Annotated in this window: 18 protein-coding genes; 5 read left to right on the forward strand and 13 right to left on the reverse strand. The window is 36.1% G+C overall.

Annotated elements, in window-relative coordinates; genetic code table 11:
* Window positions 1-104: 104 nt before the first annotated feature.
* The 13 genes from E7480_07580 to E7480_07640 all read right to left on the reverse strand — a co-directional run bounded on the left by E7480_07580 (window position 105) and on the right by E7480_07640 (window position 10,793).
* Window positions 105-422 carry a hypothetical protein gene (locus E7480_07580; protein ID MBE6904452.1) on the reverse strand — a complete coding sequence of 106 codons (318 nt, stop codon included), beginning with the start codon at window positions 420-422 and terminating at the stop codon, window positions 105-107.
* 339 nt (window positions 423-761) lie between these two features.
* On the reverse strand, window positions 762-977 hold the full coding sequence (locus E7480_07585) for a DUF378 domain-containing protein (GenBank protein ID MBE6904453.1): 216 nt from the start codon (window positions 975-977) through the stop codon (window positions 762-764).
* A gap of 54 nt (window positions 978-1,031) precedes the next feature.
* Window positions 1,032-2,150, reverse strand: a complete 1,119-nt coding sequence (locus E7480_07590; GenBank protein ID MBE6904454.1) for a polymer-forming cytoskeletal protein — start codon at window positions 2,148-2,150, stop codon at window positions 1,032-1,034.
* 48 nt (window positions 2,151-2,198) lie between these two features.
* Window positions 2,199-2,984: a histidinol-phosphatase HisJ family protein gene (locus E7480_07595; protein ID MBE6904455.1), complete on the reverse strand. Its 786-nt coding sequence runs from the start codon at window positions 2,982-2,984 to the stop codon at window positions 2,199-2,201.
* Between the two features lie 22 nt (window positions 2,985-3,006).
* Window positions 3,007-3,927: a bifunctional riboflavin kinase/FAD synthetase gene (locus E7480_07600; GenBank protein ID MBE6904456.1), complete on the reverse strand. Its 921-nt coding sequence runs from the start codon at window positions 3,925-3,927 to the stop codon at window positions 3,007-3,009.
* 32 nt (window positions 3,928-3,959) lie between these two features.
* Complete coding sequence (gene truB / locus E7480_07605) at window positions 3,960-4,838, reverse strand: tRNA pseudouridine(55) synthase TruB (protein MBE6904457.1); 879 nt, start codon at window positions 4,836-4,838, stop codon at window positions 3,960-3,962.
* Between the two features lie 14 nt (window positions 4,839-4,852).
* Window positions 4,853-5,815: a bifunctional oligoribonuclease/PAP phosphatase NrnA gene (locus E7480_07610; protein MBE6904458.1), complete on the reverse strand. Its 963-nt coding sequence runs from the start codon at window positions 5,813-5,815 to the stop codon at window positions 4,853-4,855.
* A 25-nt stretch (window positions 5,816-5,840) separates the two neighbouring features.
* Window positions 5,841-6,194 carry a 30S ribosome-binding factor RbfA gene (gene rbfA / locus E7480_07615; protein ID MBE6904459.1) on the reverse strand — a complete coding sequence of 118 codons (354 nt, stop codon included), beginning with the start codon at window positions 6,192-6,194 and terminating at the stop codon, window positions 5,841-5,843.
* A gap of 39 nt (window positions 6,195-6,233) precedes the next feature.
* Window positions 6,234-8,573: a translation initiation factor IF-2 gene (infB, locus tag E7480_07620; protein MBE6904460.1), complete on the reverse strand. Its 2,340-nt coding sequence runs from the start codon at window positions 8,571-8,573 to the stop codon at window positions 6,234-6,236.
* Between the two features lie 16 nt (window positions 8,574-8,589).
* The gene (locus tag E7480_07625) at window positions 8,590-8,955 is read right to left on the reverse strand and encodes a 50S ribosomal protein L7ae (protein MBE6904461.1); all 366 of its coding nucleotides are present in this window, start codon (window positions 8,953-8,955) and stop codon (window positions 8,590-8,592) included.
* A complete protein-coding gene (locus E7480_07630) occupies window positions 8,882-9,151 on the reverse strand; it encodes a YlxR family protein (GenBank protein MBE6904462.1) in 270 nt (89 codons plus the stop codon). The genes E7480_07625 and E7480_07630 overlap by 74 nt, the downstream gene beginning before the upstream one ends.
* A 69-nt stretch (window positions 9,152-9,220) precedes the next feature.
* Complete coding sequence (gene nusA / locus E7480_07635) at window positions 9,221-10,267, reverse strand: transcription termination/antitermination protein NusA (GenBank protein MBE6904463.1); 1,047 nt, start codon at window positions 10,265-10,267, stop codon at window positions 9,221-9,223.
* A gap of 55 nt (window positions 10,268-10,322) precedes the next feature.
* Window positions 10,323-10,793: a ribosome maturation factor RimP gene (locus E7480_07640; protein MBE6904464.1), complete on the reverse strand. Its 471-nt coding sequence runs from the start codon at window positions 10,791-10,793 to the stop codon at window positions 10,323-10,325.
* Between the two features lie 238 nt (window positions 10,794-11,031).
* Here E7480_07640 and E7480_07645 point away from each other — a divergent pair, with 238 nt between their 5' ends.
* The 5 genes from E7480_07645 to rpsF all read left to right on the forward strand — a co-directional run.
* Entirely contained in the window at window positions 11,032-12,750 is a 1,719-nt protein-coding gene (locus E7480_07645; GenBank protein MBE6904465.1) for a hypothetical protein, read from the forward strand.
* 75 nt (window positions 12,751-12,825) lie between these two features.
* Entirely contained in the window at window positions 12,826-15,156 is a 2,331-nt protein-coding gene (gene lon, locus E7480_07650) for an endopeptidase La (GenBank protein ID MBE6904466.1), read from the forward strand.
* A gap of 1 nt (window position 15,157) precedes the next feature.
* The gene (locus E7480_07655) at window positions 15,158-15,757 is read left to right on the forward strand and encodes a YihA family ribosome biogenesis GTP-binding protein (protein ID MBE6904467.1); all 600 of its coding nucleotides are present in this window, start codon (window positions 15,158-15,160) and stop codon (window positions 15,755-15,757) included.
* A 19-nt stretch (window positions 15,758-15,776) separates the two neighbouring features.
* A complete protein-coding gene (gene lysA / locus E7480_07660) occupies window positions 15,777-17,075 on the forward strand; it encodes a diaminopimelate decarboxylase (protein MBE6904468.1) in 1,299 nt (432 codons plus the stop codon).
* Window positions 17,076-17,184: 109 nt separating this feature from the next.
* The coding region (gene rpsF, locus E7480_07665) for a 30S ribosomal protein S6 (protein ID MBE6904469.1) at window positions 17,185-17,459 on the forward strand (275 nt) is incomplete at its 3' end.

Consider the following 17,459-nt stretch of genomic DNA (forward strand, 5'->3'; position numbering starts at 1 on the left):
AGAAATACCAAATGAATACGAACCCGAAAGTTACAAAAGGAAATCCAAACTTTTTCAGCAAAAACCCTTGTAATAATCGGGATTTATAAGAAGAAGTTTTGATTTTATGAAAGGATAGATTTCATAGAGCCTGAAAGAACAACCATCGGAGTAATGGAAAGTACAGACGGTGGTTTGTCCGGATAGAGCGAGCCCTTTATTATAATAGTGAGATTACAAGCTAACAGTAAACAAAAGATAACGCAAAGGGTAATACCGATTGCAGTGAAAATTTTATGACGAAGAGTTGCCTTAGGCTTAGCAGGAGATAACTCCTCAGCAGGCTTAACAACTGAATTTTCAATATCTGAATGCTCAATAGCTTGAGAACCATTTGATTCATCAACAATAGCTGAAGCTTCTTTTTCATTAATGGTATTCACTAAAATTCACCTACTTTTTTGTTTTAAAAAATAAAAAGTATAAAAAAGTAAGCGATCTAAAAAACAGTTCCTGAAAACAGTTTAAAAATAAATTCCCTTACCTTGTCTATATTATATAACAAAAACATTATTTTTGTATAACAATTATTAATATCTTTTTAACTATTTTTCATTTTTTGGTCCTAAAAAGTTTATATCGACAAAAATATTTTAAAAAAATAAATTGTTTTGTTAATAATTTGTTTTACCGAAAATATAAAATCCGACTGCAGACAGCCGGATTTTATATAAAACACATATATAGTTTTATGATTTGCTAAGAGGATGTTTTCGTAAAAATTAGTGAGAATCGTGTGTATCGTTTGTTATTCTTTTGAAAAGTAAAGAAATGCACCAAATTCCGCCTAATCCCACAAGTGAATAAATTATACGGCTTATTATAGAAAGCTGACCTCCGAAAAAGAAAGCAACTATGTCAAAACCGAAAATTCCAATGCTTCCCCAGTTGAGAGCACCGATTATGGTTAAAATAAGTGCGATTTTATCTATTAGCATATTAAGACTACTCCTTATAAAAGTTTGATAATAGTTTGTCTCTGTTAAAGTAAATTATTCAGAAAAAATTGATGTTTTAATCATTGTCGAGCCTAAAATATATATCAGCACACATAAAGTGTATATAAAAATGAAAGAAATGACCGATAAAACCTCAACAGTTGTCCCCAAATATAAAATGCTTATTAGAAAATATATTATAAAAAAGCCTAAAATCATTGAAAAATAGCCATTTTTACGGGTTATAAGGCTTCCAAGTAATCTTGATAGGGGAAATATTGAAAATAAATAAAGAAAGAAAAAAGAACCCATAAAAACAGATAAAACAGCAATAAAAATTTTAAAAGGCAAAATTATAAATGATAAAATTAAAAGTAAAATTAAGAATAAAACTGAAATCAATAAATATAAAATAAATTTCCAACTAAAGCTTATGATACTTTTAAAGCGTGGAAATTTACATTCTCTGTTTTTGAAAATGAAATAGTAGGGGATAGCCAAAAGACTCATTACAACAAAGCAAATAACAAGAGATAAAACAAATAATAACATATTTGTATTTTTTGATTTGATTTCTTTTTTTACCGTTTGACGTATTTCAGCTTTAGGAGAAATAGAAGCGTAATTTCCATTTACGTATAAAGTGCCGTTTATTTTTGCAGTTTCATTTATATAAAGCTTTCCTTTTGCCCCTGTATAAACATAAAGGTCACCATTGACAGTTCCGTTAATAATAATTTCTCTTGCACTTATATAGCTTGTTTTTTCTATTGTTCCGTTTAATATTACATCTCCTGCTAAAATATAGGCGCTGCTTCCTATTACGCTTGCTTTTTCAAGATTTACACGTCCGCTTACAACGGTAACGTTTTTTGAAATTTTCCCATATAAAAAGATACCTCCTGCAACTGCTCTTAAATTTCCCCCTACCGTTGCATTTATTGAGGCGGTGCTGAAAGCACCTAATAAATCTTGCTCAATGCTTCCTTTTAAATCAAGAGTGTTGCAAAAGAATATCCCATCGCCGTTAATAATTCCATTGGATTCAATGAAATTTTCTGCTTTAACAAGGTTTCCGTTTATTGTTTCGTTTGTTGGTAGTGTAAAGCTATCGGCATTTACAGTAAATGTGAAAATAAAAACAAAAAATACAGCACATAATAATCTTTTCATATAGATTAATTATGTACTGTATATTTCTATTTATTCTCAATTTTTATATTATTTTATCTCAACATCAATACGGTTTCGTTTTTCAAAGAAGCAAATATTATCAATTTTGCACTTCTTAAGAGCAGTTAAAACATTTTCAAAGCCATTTCCGATATTTTGAGCGCAGTGAGCATCTGAGCCTAAGCTTACTGTCTTACCGCCTAAAGCGGCATATCTTTCTACAATTGAATACTCGGGCAGAGTGCGCATAATACCTTTATAAAGATTTGAGGTGTTGACCTCTATCACCTTGTTTTTTTCAATTACAGCCTTAAGAATTTTATCAATTTGCTCGTTAAATTCATCAACATCAGGCTGATTTGAAAAAGAACTGATATATCTGAAAGGATAGTCTAAATGAGTTAAAACGTCAAAATCAAAGGTTTCAACCATTTTTAAAAGTATGTCAAAATAGCGCTCGAGTAATTCCCTTGTGTTTAGCTTGGAGTAATCAAGAAAATAAAAATCTTCGTATTGTGGATTGTTATGTAAAGACATTAGAATAATGTCATAATCACAAAAATTTAAAGCCTGTTTGTAAAGCTCTTCATTTTCAAAGGGCTGAGCAATTTCAACACCTAAATAAATATTTGGAAATTTTTCTTTACATATATCAAAGGCTCTTTTGTATTCAGTGAGATTGATTCTTTCTTCTTTTGGATAATTGCAGTCAAAATGGTCGGTAAAAGAGATGCCTCCCATTTTTTTATCCAAAGCAAAAAGACAAGCGTTTTCCATTTTTTCCTGTGAGTCAAAAGAAAATTCGGTATGAATATGATTGTCAAAATAAAGCATAGTATTTATCCTTAAATCAGTTTTAATTAAAAAATTGTTTTGAAAGAAGAATGTCCTTTTGAATTTGCTCTTTTAATTGGTCAAGAGAATCAAATTTTATTTCGGGACGAATATATTTATAAAGCTCAATTCTAATATCCTTATCGTAAAGGTCAAAATAGTGCTTAATAATATGAGTTTCAATATTGACGGCAGTATCGCAATCAACCGTAGGACGAAGCCCGATATTTGAAATAGAAGGGTATTCGTTTTCTCCCACCGTTGTTTTACTGATGTATACGCCGTGCTTTGGAATTATACTTTCATTAAAAAAGAATTGGTTAATGGTAGGTACACCGATAGTACGTCCAAGCTGCTTCCCCCATTCCACCTTTGAACAAATGCTGTAAGGGGAGCAAAGGAGAGTGTTTGCAAGCTCCATTTCTCCGTTTGAAATAAGAGAACGTATTTTAGTAGAGGAAACAAGCTGATTTTCATAAAAGACGGGACTTACAGTAGTAAAATCGCAGTCAAGGTCTTGACAAAGCTTTGCAAGAGTCTGAATGTTTCCTTGCTTTTTAGCGCCAAAGGTATAATTTTCACCGCATACAAAATGCTTTCCGTGAAAGATGTCAATAAGTATTTTTTTGAAAAACTCATCGGGGGATAGGTCTTTTATTTGCAAAAAGGGTATAAAAACAAGCTCATCAATTCCTAATTCGGAAATACGATAAGCTTTTTCGTTATTGCTTGTAATAATGGGTGTAACTGTTTTGCCTGAAATAACGTTTGAAGCACACTTGTCAAAAGTGAGGGCAATACATCTAAGAGATTTCTCAGAAGCAATTTTTTTTGCACGCTCTAAAACGCTTCTGTGTCCCATATGGACACCGTCAAAAAAGCCAAGCGCAATTACCGCTTCGCCGCTGCTTTTATAATTTTCAATATTGTTAAATATTTTCATATGTGCGACAAGCACCTTTCGTGAAAAGCAGATTATTTTTGACTCCAAATAGCTTTTACAGAGCCTTCGCTGTTTTTGCAAAGACCTAAGAAAATGCCGTCGGGATTATAGCAACAGTAAAGGTCGCAATCAGCTTCGAAAATTGTTCTGTTTAATGCGATTGCACCGCCGTTTGAGTAGTATTTAACAGCATTTTCTTTTAATATTATTTTAGGTAAATAAGAAAAATATTCTTCCGGAGTAATTAAATATTTTCCTAAATCGTCAGCTGACAAGGTCTTTGCCTTGTCAAGTGATATACATTTGTCAATTCCTATATTGCAGGATACTGTTCTTTGAAGGGCAGATAAAGTGGCAACAGTAGAAAGCTTTTGACCGATATCCTGTGCTAAAGTGCGTATATATGTACCTTTGGAGCAGTCAACTAAAAGGGAGAAAATACCTTTTGAAGCATCATAGTCCAAAAGCTCAATTTTATATATCGTTATAATTCTTGAAGGAATATCAGCACTTAAGCCTTTTCTTGCAATATCGCAAAGCTTTTGTCCGTTTACCTTTATTGCCGAATAAAGCGGGGGAGTCTGCTGTATTTGTCCTTTAAATGTTTTTATAGCGTTTAAAAGGTCATCCTTTGTTATATGGGAAAAGTCAGCATTTTCTATAACGTTGCCCGTAATATCGCCTGTATCGGTAAGCGTTCCCAATTGTATATGAGCAATATATTGCTTATCAGTAGCAAGAAAATCCGCAAGTCTTGTAGCACTGCCCACTAAAACAGGTAAAACTCCCGTAGCCATAGGGTCAAGAGTTCCGCTGTGTCCGCATTTTTCTCCTGTAAGTCTTTTTATATTAGACGTTACCGTATGGGAGGTTATAGATGTCGGCTTATCAATTGGTAAAATTCCCGTCATTTCGGAATTTCCTTTCAGTTGTTTTCTTGGCTTTCTTCAAAGGCTTCAATAATATCGGTAGCTAAATCACGCTCTATATCTAAAGGGTCTCCCGCTATGGTACAGCCTGCAGCTTTAATATGTCCGCCGCCGCCGTATTTCTGGCAGATTTTAGATACATCAATATAGTCGTTTGAACGGGCGGAAACCTTATATTTGTTTACTTCGATTTCACGCATTACTATTCCTACCTCAACACCTTCAATACGTCTTGGATAAACAGTCATAGACTCAACGTCATCTTCGTTTACGCCTGTTTTTTCTATCATATCAAGGCTTATTATTAAAAAGGCAATAGTACCCTGTCTGTAAAAATGAATCCTGTCAAAAATCATTTTTTGAAGTGCGATATTGTTTTTTGTGGTTGTTTCAAAAAAGCGTCTGTTGATTTCAGAGGCGGGAATACCGAACTCGTATAACTCAGCAGTTGTGCGTAAGGATTCGGCAGTTGTGTTTGAATATCTGAAGCAGCCTGTATCGGTAGATATGGCTATGTAAATATACTCGGCAATTTTAGGAGTTATTTCACAGCCCATTTCTTTGATAAGCTTATAAATTATTTCACCTGTTGCACCCTTATCAGCTTCGACATAGTTTTCTTTTCCGTAAAGAGAATTGGTTGGATGGTGGTCAATTACAACATCAACTCTGTCTAAAAAGCCCGATAAAGATTCACCAATAAGCTTTTCAGTTGCCACGTCAACGCATATAACATGCTCAGGGTCAAATTCAGGCAAAAGCTGAGAAACCCCGTTTGTAATATATTGATATTTAGGCGTAATGGGAGTGTCGCAGGCAACACAAACCTTTTTGTTGAGGTTTTCAAGCGCTTCTTTAAGAGCATACGCACTGCCTAATGTATCTCCGTCGGCGCGGATATGACATATAATCATTATATTGTCAAAGCTTTTAATAAGCTGTGCTATTTTCTTTAACACCGTCAATCAGTCCTTTCTGCGAGAATTATTCGTCAGAATCCTTGCATACTTGATTTATAAGTTTTGCAATATGGGTTCCGTGTTCAATGGAATTATCAAGAACAAAATTTATCTGAGGAGTGTTTCTTAAATCTATTTTATGGGCAAGCTCACGTCTTACATATCCTGAAGCACTTACAAGAGCCTTGATTGCCTTTTGTTGTACCTCCTGAGAATCAAGAATACTGACAAAAACCTTTGCAAATTTAAGGTCGGGAGTAATGTGAACAGCAGTTACAGTACACATTGTAGGGATGCGAGGGTCTTTAAGCTCACGGACAATTTCGGAAATAGCACGCTTTGCATCTTCATTTATTCTCTCCTGTCTGTGATTAGCCATATAAAAGACCGCCTTTCATAATTTATTTATCTTTTGATATTATTGTTTTATTTCTTCCATTATATATGCTTCAATAATATCATTTTCTTTAATATCGTTGAATTTTTCAAGTCCTATACCACATTCGTAGCCTTCGTTTACTTCCTTTGCATCATCTTTAAATCTCTTTAAGGAAGCCAAAGAGCCTTCGTAAACAACAATGCTGTCACGAATAAGTCTTACAGAAGAGCTTCTTAAGATTTTACCGTCCTGAACATAGCAGCCGGCAATTGTTCCTACGCCGGAAATTTTAATTGTCTGTCTTACCTGAGCGTGTCCTATAACAGCTTCTTTATATTTAGGAGCAAGCATACCCTTCATAGCTGCCTGCATTTCTTCAAGACAGTCATAAATAATTCTGTAAAGACGGATTTCGATTTCGTTGTTGGCAGCGGAGTCAACAGCAGACTTGTCGGGACGTACGTTAAAGCCTACTACAATAGCACCGGAAGCGGTAGCAAGCATTATATCGGACTCTGTTATTCCGCCAACGCCGCCGTGGATAACGTGAACCTTAACCTCATCGTTAGAAAGCTTTTCAAGAGATTGCTTAATAGCTTCAACAGAGCCTTGAACGTCAGCCTTGACAATTATGTTGAGATGCTTAACCTCACCGGCTTGAATTTGAGCAAATAAATCGTCAAGAGAAACTTTATTGGCAGCGTTGAACTGTTCTTCCTTGAGCTTATGCTTTCTCTGTTCAACAACCTCACGTGCCATTTTCTCGTTTTCTACACTGTGGAATACATCGCCTGCATCGGGAACCTCTGCAAGACCGACAATCTCAACAGGCATAGAGGGATAAGCGCTTTTTACTCTTTCACCCTTGTCATCTATCATAACTCTGACTCTGCCGACAGCAGTACCTGCAATTATAATATCACCGGTTTTCAAAGTACCGTTTTGAACAAGGATAGTAGCAACGGGGCCTCTGCCCTTATCAAGCTTAGCTTCTATAACAGTACCCTTTGCAAGTCTGTCAGGGTTAGCCTTAAGCTCCTTCATATCAGCAACAAGAGTTACCATTTCAAGCAGATTGTCAATACCTTCTCTCTTAAGAGCAGAAACGGGAACACAAATTGTATCTCCGCCCCATTCCTCAGCAACAAGACCGTGCTCTGTAAGCTCTTGCTTAACTCTGTCGGGATTAGCGGTATCTTTATCAATTTTATTTATTGCAACTATAATGCTTACGCCTGCAGCTTTAGCGTGATTTATAGCCTCTATTGTCTGAGGCATAATTCCGTCATCGGCAGCAACAACAAGAATTGCGATATCTGTTACCTGAGCACCTCTTGCACGCATAGCTGTAAAAGCGGCGTGACCGGGGGTATCAAGGAAGGTTATTTCACGGTCGCCTACGTTAACTCTATATGCGCCTATGTGCTGAGTAATTCCACCTGCTTCGGAAGCTGTAACGTTAGCGTGTCTGATAGCATCCAAAAGGGAGGTTTTACCGTGGTCAACGTGACCCATAACAACAACGATAGGAGCTCTGGGCTTTAAGCTTTCTGCATCGTCTTCACTGTCGTCAATAAGTCTGTCCTCAATAGTAATAATAACTTCTTTTTCAACCTTTGCGCCGAAATCCTCAGCAACTAAAAAGGCAGTATCATAGTCAATTACCTGAGAAGCAGAAGCCATTACACCAAGAAGCATAAGCTTTTTAACTACTTCAGCGTTTGTAACCTTTAGCTTTGAAGCTAAGTCGCATACTGCAATTTCTTCGGGAAGAACAAGCTTAAGCTGAGGCTTTTTAGCTTTTTCAGCAGCTAATTTCTTCATTTTCTCGGCTTCTTCTTCACGCTGCTTCTGAGATATCTTGTTTCGAGATGTGTTTTTCTTTAGCTTTTGCATCTTAACGCTGTTATCTGAAACAGCTTTTTCGGGAATAAGGTCTTCAATTCTGTCATCAAATTTAGAAAGGTCAACGTTTGATGTTCTTGTGTCAACGTATCTGACTCTGTCTTCCTTCTTTTCGGGAATAAGAGTTTTTTCGTAATGAACCTCTTTTTCGTCTTCCTGTTCTTTTTCAGAGCCTTTTGCCTTAGAAGCCTTTTCTTTTGCTTTAGCCTTTTTCTCTGCAGCCTCTGCTTCTTCCTCTTTCTTTTTCTTTTCTTGTTCTGCAGCAGCTGCAGCGGCAAAGAATTCAGCTAATGAGGATAAAGCGTTTTTCTGAGTAAAGTAATCAAAAACAATGTCAAGCTCTTCGTCTGTGAGAGCTGTCATATGATTTTTAGGCTCTGTAGCATATTTTTTCAGAACCTCTGATATATCTTTATTCTGTAATCCTAAATCTTTACTTACTTCGTGTACTCTGTATTTAAAATCTATTGCCATACTCGTATCTCCTTTTCTAAATTTCAATGTTGGAAAAGCTTTTTGCAAAACCGCTGTCAATAATTCCTGTAACAGCAACGTCTTTCATTCCTATTGCGTGTCCTAACTGTTTCTTGCTCAAAGGAAGCTTAACAAGCGGAATATTATACATTTGAGCATTTCTTTCAATCATACTTGCTGTATTTTCAGCTGCATCAGATGCAAGAAGAATAATTTTAACTTTTTTTGAAATAATGCCTTCTTTAACCTCAGCAGCACCAATTATAAGCTTTCCGGCTTTTCTGCAAAGTCCGATATTTCCTGATAAATTACTGATTTTCAGAAAGCTCAGCCTCCATTCTTTGATAAATCTCGTTATCAATGGTACAGGATAAGGATCTATCTATACGCTTTGATTTAATTGCTTTTTGAAGACACTGTATATCCTTGCAGATATATGCGCCTCTGCCGGATTTCTTTCCGCTGAGGTCAATGGAGATTTCACCCTCGGGAGACCTGACAACTCTTATAAGCTCGTTTTTGGGTTTTTCTTCATTACAACCCATACAGTGTCGCAAAGGAATTTTTTTAAGCTTCATAATAATCATTACGCATAGTACGCTTTATAAAGCATACTGCACCTTTCCTGTTTTTTAATAAAATTCAAATCAATCTACAGATTTTATGTCGATTTTCCAACCTGTAAGCTTAGCTGAAAGTCTTGCATTCTGACCTTCTCTTCCGATTGCTAAGGAAAGCTGATCGGAGGGAACAATAGCACGGCAGGCTTTGTTTTCAACGTCAACCTCAACGTCTGTTATTTTAGCAGGGGAGAGAGCCTCTGCGATGTATTTTGCAGGGTCATCGCTGTATCTTATTATGTCAATTTTTTCGTTTTTAAGCTCAGAAAGTATACGTTCGATTCTTGAACGTCTTGCACCGATGCAAGCGCCTATGGGATCAACATCAGGGTCAGTAGACATAACGGAAATTTTTGTTCTTGAGCCTGCTTCACGGGCAATTGACATAATTTCAACAGTGCCCTGAGCAATTTCGGGAACCTCAAGCTCAAACAAACGGCGTACGAGACCCGGGTGAGAACGGGAAACTACAACCTCGTAGCTGTTGCCTTTCTGGTTTTCTCTTTCTTTTATTTTATCAACGTAAACTTTAATTCTGTCACCCTCGTTGAAACGCTCGCCGGGAATTTGCTCATTGGGCTTAAGCATAAGCTCGTGGCGGTCAATCTGTAAAGAAACTATTCCGTTTGTACGGTCAACCTGATTAACAACAGCAGTAAGAATTTCGTTTTGCTTGCCTTCAAACTCTTGAACAAGAGAGCCGTTGATAGCTTCGTTGATAGCTTGAATAATAACGTTTTTACCTATTTTTGCTGCTATTCTTCCGAAATTCTTTGTTTCGATATTAAGCTCAATAATGCTGCCGAGCTTATTTCTTCTGCTGATAGCCTTTGCCTGCTCTAATGAAATCTGTGTCTGAGGATTTTCGACCTCTTCAACAACCTCTTTAACGGTGTAAAATCTCATAGTATTGGTTTCGGGATTTATTTCAGCCTTAACGTTTTCAGCGCTTATTCCTTGGTCACGCTTTATTGCCGCAATAATAGCAGCTTTGATTTTTTCAATCATATAGTCCTTGGGAATACCTTTTTCCTTTTGCAATAAGTCAAGAGCTTCAAATAGTTCAGAATTCATTTTTTTATATTCCTCCAAATTATAATATAGTTTATTTTAATAAATGTTAAACGTATTAAAAATCGTATTTAAGATTTACTTTTGAATATTTGTCTTTTTCAAGCGTTATGCAGCAACCACTTGGGTTTATTGTTATAGCTCCGTTATTATAGCTTACCAGAATACCCTCTATGCTTTTTGAACTGTTTATGGGAGCATAGAGCTTAACGGTAACCTTGCTTGAAAGATATTTTTCAAAGTGAGAAGGTTTGACAAGCGCTCTCTCAAGACCGGGGGAGGAAACCTCAAGATAGTCGCAATCTCCGAAAAGATTGGCTTTTTCTATAATTGGGTCAACAGCTCTGCTGACAGCCTCACAGTCATCAGTGGAAATACCTTCGTCCTTGTCAATATAAATACGAAGAATTTGCAAAGAGCCTTCTTTTACGTACTCAACATCCCACAGTTCAAGACCTAAATCTTCCACTATAGGTTCAATAAGCTGTGCAACAGCTGACGGATTGTTTTTAGATTGAGATTTATTCAATTGCTTTTTGCCGTCCTTTCACTAAAAAATGCTTTTTACACAAATAATAGAGCGGGAAATTGATCCCGCTCTACCTTCGCTACGCATATTATACCACAAAAAATTAATAAAATCAAGCCTTTTATTTTTAAAATAACCTTGTAATATCTTAAAATATATAGTATAATGTATAAATTAATATGGGCTAATGTTGTTTTTGATAAATATTGCATTTTTAAAGGAGAAAACAGAATAAAAAATGGCAAGCTGTTTTTCAAATTATAAAAATTTAATAAATGATAAGCAAAACCGTATCAGCTTTGTGTTGCTCGTGGCTTTTGTTGTTCTTAATGCTGTAAAGGTTTCTCTTTTTAATTTTGTTCTTTTAGGTGACTTGGGAAGGCTTTGGGATTTTATTTATAAGCTTATTTTGTCTATTCCTTTTTCTGCCTTTTTTCTTTATCTTTTTTTAAACTTTAAAAAGAGATGGATATTTCTAAGTGCGTATATTCTTCAAACTGCTTATATTTTTGCAAATCTTGCATATTATCTTTATTTTTACAGTTATTTGCACATTTTTCAATGGATATTCCTGCTTAGCGAAGGTTTTACTATGACTGCAAACCTTATGATTCCTGTGGGAATTGAAATGATTTTAATATTTATTGACCTTCCTTTGTTTATCTATATTATTATTAAATATAATTTTGTTAAAAAAATCAAACAGCCTTTACTTCTTCCCGCAATTTTAGTTTCTGTAATAGCGGTACTTGTTTTTATCTTTTCGGAAATATATTACGATGCAAATAAAAGCCTTGTGGAAAAAGCAGAGCCGGCTGCTATCAATTCCGAAACTGTATTAGTAAAGCGTTACGGTACGGTTGTCAATGAAGTTATAAATGTTTTTACCAATACAAATGAAGAGGAAAGAGTCGAAAAAGTCAAATTCGGAAAGCCCTATTCCTCTGAACAAACAAAAGAAGAATTTCCTAATATATTTTATATACAGGTTGAGTCCCTTGATGCAGGAATTATATATGAAAAATATAACGGGGAATATGTGGCGCCGTTTTTAGCTTCCTTGAGAGAAAAAAGCGTGTATTATCCCTATACCTTAAGCTATCATTTAGGCGGCGGCACGTCTGACTGTGAATTTTCCACTCTTAACGGTGTAGAGGCAATTGCAGGATTTCCTGCTATTAAATTAAAAAGCTTTGATTTTTCCAATTCTTTTGTGCACGATTTGAAGGCTTCAGGATATGCAACCTATGCTTTTCATTCAAACGAGGCAGACTTTTTTACAAGAGATGAAGCTTATGCAAAAATGGGATATGATAGCTTTTTCGGTATAAAAGAGCTTGAGCTTGAGGAAAAAGGCTGGGGCGCATCTGACGGAGATTTATTTGATGCTGCGTTTAAAAAGCTTGAAAATGAAAAAGGACCGTTTTTCGCTCACATTATAACAATGACAAGTCACGAGCCTTATACAAATATTTCGAAAATAGATGATACGGATTATTTTCCCGACATATTAAATTCAGAGGTTAATAATTATTTTAATTCAATTAAATATGTGGACAGCTGTATAGAGAAATTTGTAACAGAGGCTTTGGAAAAATATCCGAATTCATATTTTTATATTTTCGGAGACCATTGTTCAGGAATAAACGAAGAGGAATATGCAATGAGCTCATATGTGCTTAATAATAAGCATTTTGAATTGGTGCCTACCTTTATAATAACTCCCGATAAATTAACCTATAAGGAAGAGGAAAGGGTAGCATCCTTCAGAGATTTTGCGCTTACTGTTTTAAACAGCGCAGGGATAAAATACGATATACTTTCCGAAGGCTTTGATTTACTTGATTTTGGAAACATAGGTAAAGAAGTTTCCTTCAGAGAGGAATATTATGACAGAAAAGTAATATATGAAAATATAGCTTCAGCAAAATACCATCGTGATTTGTTAAAAAAATAGGAGGATACCCTTTTGAAAGAAAATACAAATGATATATTAACTTTGCCGGTGCTTGCACTAAGAGGCTTAACGGCAATGCCGAATTCAGCGCTTCATTTTGAAGTAATAAGAAAAAAATCAATTCTTGCCATTGAAGCAGCTATGAATTTTGAACAGACGGTATTTATTGTCACACAACAAAAAATAACAGATACAGAGCCTGAGTTTTCCAATCTATATTCCATAGGAACAATAGCAAAGATAAAGCAGGTTTTAAAAGCACAGCCAAATGTAGTAAAGGTTATGATCGAAGGACTCGCAAGGGGACGTATGATAAATGCGCTTAAAGCAGAGCCTTATCTTGAAGCAGAAATCGAAATATTGGAAGACGAAAAAAGCGATTACGATATTTTTGAAACAGAAGCTATGATAAGACAGGCTCAGGAAGCCTTTGACAGCTATGCGCAGGTAATGCCTAAAGTACCTTCTGAATTTTTGATGAAGGTCATTACCGAGACAGAGCCGGGGCGTTTAGCAGATTTTATGCTTGCCAATACTCCTCTTAAATATGATGCAAAGCAAAAGGCTTTGGAGTGTCTTAATCCTTTAAAAAGATTAGAGCTAACAATAAAGCTTTTAAATGAAGAAACTCAGATTTTGGCTATTGAACGGGAAATAGGAATAAGAGTCCACGAGCAAATGGAGCAAAATCAAAGAGAGTATTATATGCGTGAGCAAATAAAAGCGTTACAATCCGAATTGGGAGAGGGCGACAGCGTTTATGAGCAAGCAGAGGAATATTACGAGAAGATTTATTCTACAAAAATGCCTGAGGAATGTACGGAAAAGCTAATAAAAGAGGTAGAAAGATTTGAAAAGCTTCCCTTTGCTTCACAGGAGTCATCGGTTATAAGAACTTATTTAGAAACCTGCTTAGAGCTTCCTTGGGGATATAAGACTAAAGAAACAAGTGATATTATAAAGGCTCAGGAAATTCTTGATAAGGACCATTACGGACTTTTTGACGTTAAAGAAAGAATAATAGAGTTTTTAAGTGTTAAACAGCTTACAGGAAATTTATCGGGACAAATTTTATGTCTTGTAGGACCTCCCGGAGTTGGTAAGACCTCTATAGCAACAAGCGTCGCAAGAGCAACAGGCAGAAAATTTGCAAGAATTTCTTTGGGCGGAGTAAGAGATGAGGCAGAAATCAGAGGCCACAGAAAAACCTACATAGGCTCGATGCCCGGAAGAATAATAAATGCTTTAAAGCTTGCTAAAAGCTCAAATCCTGTTATATTGCTTGATGAAATAGATAAGCTCGGAAATGACTATAAGGGAGACCCTTCCTCTGCATTACTGGAAGTGCTTGACCCTGAGCAAAACAAAAATTTCAGAGACCATTATCTTGAATTACCCTATGATTTAAGCGATGTACTGTTTATAACAACAGCTAATACAATTGATACCATTCCCAAGCCGCTACTTGACAGAATGGAGATAATTGAGCTTAACAGCTATACAAATAATGAAAAGCTGCAAATTGCAATAGACTATCTTGTGCCTAAACAGCTAAAGAAAAACGGACTTAATAAAACAAAGCTTAAAATCGATGCAGATGTATTGCCGATAGTTATTGATTCCTATACAAGAGAATCGGGCGTGCGTGAGCTTGAAAGACAGATAAACAAGCTTTGCAGAAAGGCAGCCAAACAGATAGTTACGGGTAAAAAACAAATTAAAATAACACCCAATAATTTGGAACAATTTTTAGGCTCACCGAGATATAAGCCCGATAAGCTTAACGAAAAAGGCTCTGTTGGAGTTGCTACAGGCTTAGCGTATACCTCAGTAGGCGGAGAAACTCTTGAAATAGAGGTAAACGTTATGGAGGGTACAGGCAAAATCGAGCTGACAGGCTCTTTGGGAGATGTTATGAAAGAGTCTGCAAGGGCAGCGGTAAGCTACATTCGTGCCAATGCCGAAAAGCTCGGAGTGGAAAAAGAGTTTTATAAAAACAAGGATATTCATATACACGTGCCCGAAGGCGCTGTTCCCAAGGACGGTCCCTCTGCGGGAATAACTATAGCAAGTGCTGTTTTGTCTGCTTTTACAGGACGTGCAGTCAGAGGCGATACTGCTATGACGGGAGAAATAACCCTAAGAGGCAGAGTGCTTCCCATAGGCGGACTTAAAGAGAAAACTATGGCGGCATATAAATTAGGTATAAAAAATGTAATTATTCCCGAGAAAAATGTATCAGATTTACAGGACATAGATCAGACTGTCAGAAAAGGACTTAATTTTATCCCCGTTTCTGATGTGAGTGAGGTTTTTGATTTTGTAATATGTAAAAAGAAAGAGGAATTAGTACTTACACACGATGTAAAGGAAAACAACTTTACACGTGAAAGGCTGGTGCAATAGCGTGAATTTTCATAATGCTTCTTTTCATACATCTGTTTTTGATATAAGAAAGCTGCCTTTGCTTCAAAAGGCGGAAATCGTATTTGCAGGGCGTTCCAATGTTGGAAAATCCTCTATGATAAATAAAATTCTTAACAGAAAAGGAATAGCACGTACAAGCGCAACTCCGGGAAAAACAGCAAGCATCAATTTTTACAATATTGACCAAAAGGTTTTTTTAGTTGATTTGCCAGGATACGGATACGCAAAAAAATCAGATAAGGAAAAGGAAAATTGGTCGCTTCTGATTGAGGGCTATTTTAATTCCGAAAGAAGAATAGACCAGGTGTTTTTGCTTGTGGATTCAAGACACGAGCCAACGAGATTTGATATAATAATGAAAGAGTTTCTTGATGCAACAGGACTTGAGTATATCGTTGTGCTTACAAAATGCGACAAGCTTTCCCAAAAACAGCTTACAGAAAATACACAAATGATAGCAGAAAAGCTCGGAATAGAAGATATCTCCGAAATTATTCATTTTTCTTCCTTAAACGGAAAGGGAAGAGAGCAAATGTTAAAAATAATAGAGGATATAGCTGAGCTTGAAAATGTACAGTAGAATACAGGAAGTGAAAAATATGTTTATAAGTGAAAATTTAGGAATAAATGAAAGCGGTAATCTTACAATAGGAAAATCCGATGCCGTAGAACTTGCGAGAAAATACGGTACACCGCTTTATGTTATGGATGAAGAGCTGATTAGAAAAAAATGCCGTGAATATAAAAATGCTATGGATAAGTATTACGGCGGTAACGGAATGATATTATATGCAAGTAAGGCTTTTTGCTGTAAATATATGTATAATATCTTGAACAGCGAGGGACTTGGAGCAGATGTAGTATCGGGCGGAGAACTATATACAGCCTTGAAAGCAGGTTTTCCTGCTAAGAAGCTTTATTTTCACGGCAACAATAAAACCGAACAGGAACTTGAAAGCGCAGTTTTAGCCGATATAGGCAGAATAGTTGTGGATAATTTAAGCGAGCTTGAGCTTTTGAACAGCGTTTGTGAAAGGCATAACAAAAAGGCTAAAATTCTTTTCAGAATAAAACCTGGAATAGATGCTCATACTCACGATTTTGTTAAAACAGGACAGATAGATTCAAAATTCGGAGTTGCGCTTGAAAACGGCGAAGCTTTTGAAATATGCAAAAAAACAAAAGAATATAAAAATGTAGAGTTTGTGGGAATACACTGTCATATAGGCTCTCAGATTTTTGATATAGAGCCTTTTGTTCTTGCCGCAAGAGTTATGACAGAGTTTGCAAAGAAGCTTAAAGATGAACTTGGACTTATAGTAAAGGAGCTTAATCTCGGCGGCGGCTTTGGAATAAGATACGTAGAAGAGGATAAGCACGAAAGCTATGATGCTTTTATAAAAGCAGTTTCAGATGAACTGAAAAAAGCGTGTGCAGAGAATAATTTAGAAATGCCCTTTGTTCTTATGGAGCCGGGAAGAAGCATTGTAGCGCTTGCAGGAACAACTTTGTATACAGTTGGAAATGTTAAAGAAATAGAAGGCTACAGAACCTATGTGTCGGTTGACGGCGGAATGTTTGACAACCCCCGTTATGCCCTGTATAAAGCACAGTATACAGCGTTAGTTGCCAATAAAGCTTCACAGGAAAAAACAAAGGTATATACACTTGCGGGAAAATGCTGTGAAAGCGGAGACCTGATAGGAGAGGATATGCCTATGCAGGAGGCTGAAAAGGGCGATATAATTGCTGTTTTGGCAACAGGCGCATACAATTATTCAATGGCGTCCCACTATAACAGAAATCCCAAGCCTCCAGTTATAATGGTAAATAACGGAGAAGAAAAAATAGCAGTAAAAAGAGAAAGCTACGAGGATTTATTAAAAAACGACCTTTAATTTTATTAATTCTCTTGACTTTTTGCTTTTTATATAGTATAATTTAAAAATCCTTGCTCTTGTAAAAAGAGTCATTAGTCCAAAAGGAGGTGCTGAAAGAATGGAAAAGATAATCCATAATTATGAGACTGTAATGGTAATCGATGCTGCTTTAACAGAGGAAGAAATCAAAGCAACAATCGCAAAGTTTACAGATCTTATATCAGCAAACGGTACTCTTGAAAGTGTAGATGAATGGGGAAAAAGACGTTTGGCTTATCCTATCGACTACAAAACCGAGGGTTATTATGTGCTGATTAATTTCTCATCCGGCGTGGAATTCCCCGCAGAGCTTGAGAGAATTTACAATATTACAAGTGGAATACTTCGCTCTCTTGTAGTAAA

The sequence above is a fragment of the Oscillospiraceae bacterium genome, from assembly GCA_015067255.1.
Taxonomy (GTDB): Bacteria; Bacillota; Clostridia; order Oscillospirales; family SIG519; genus SIG519.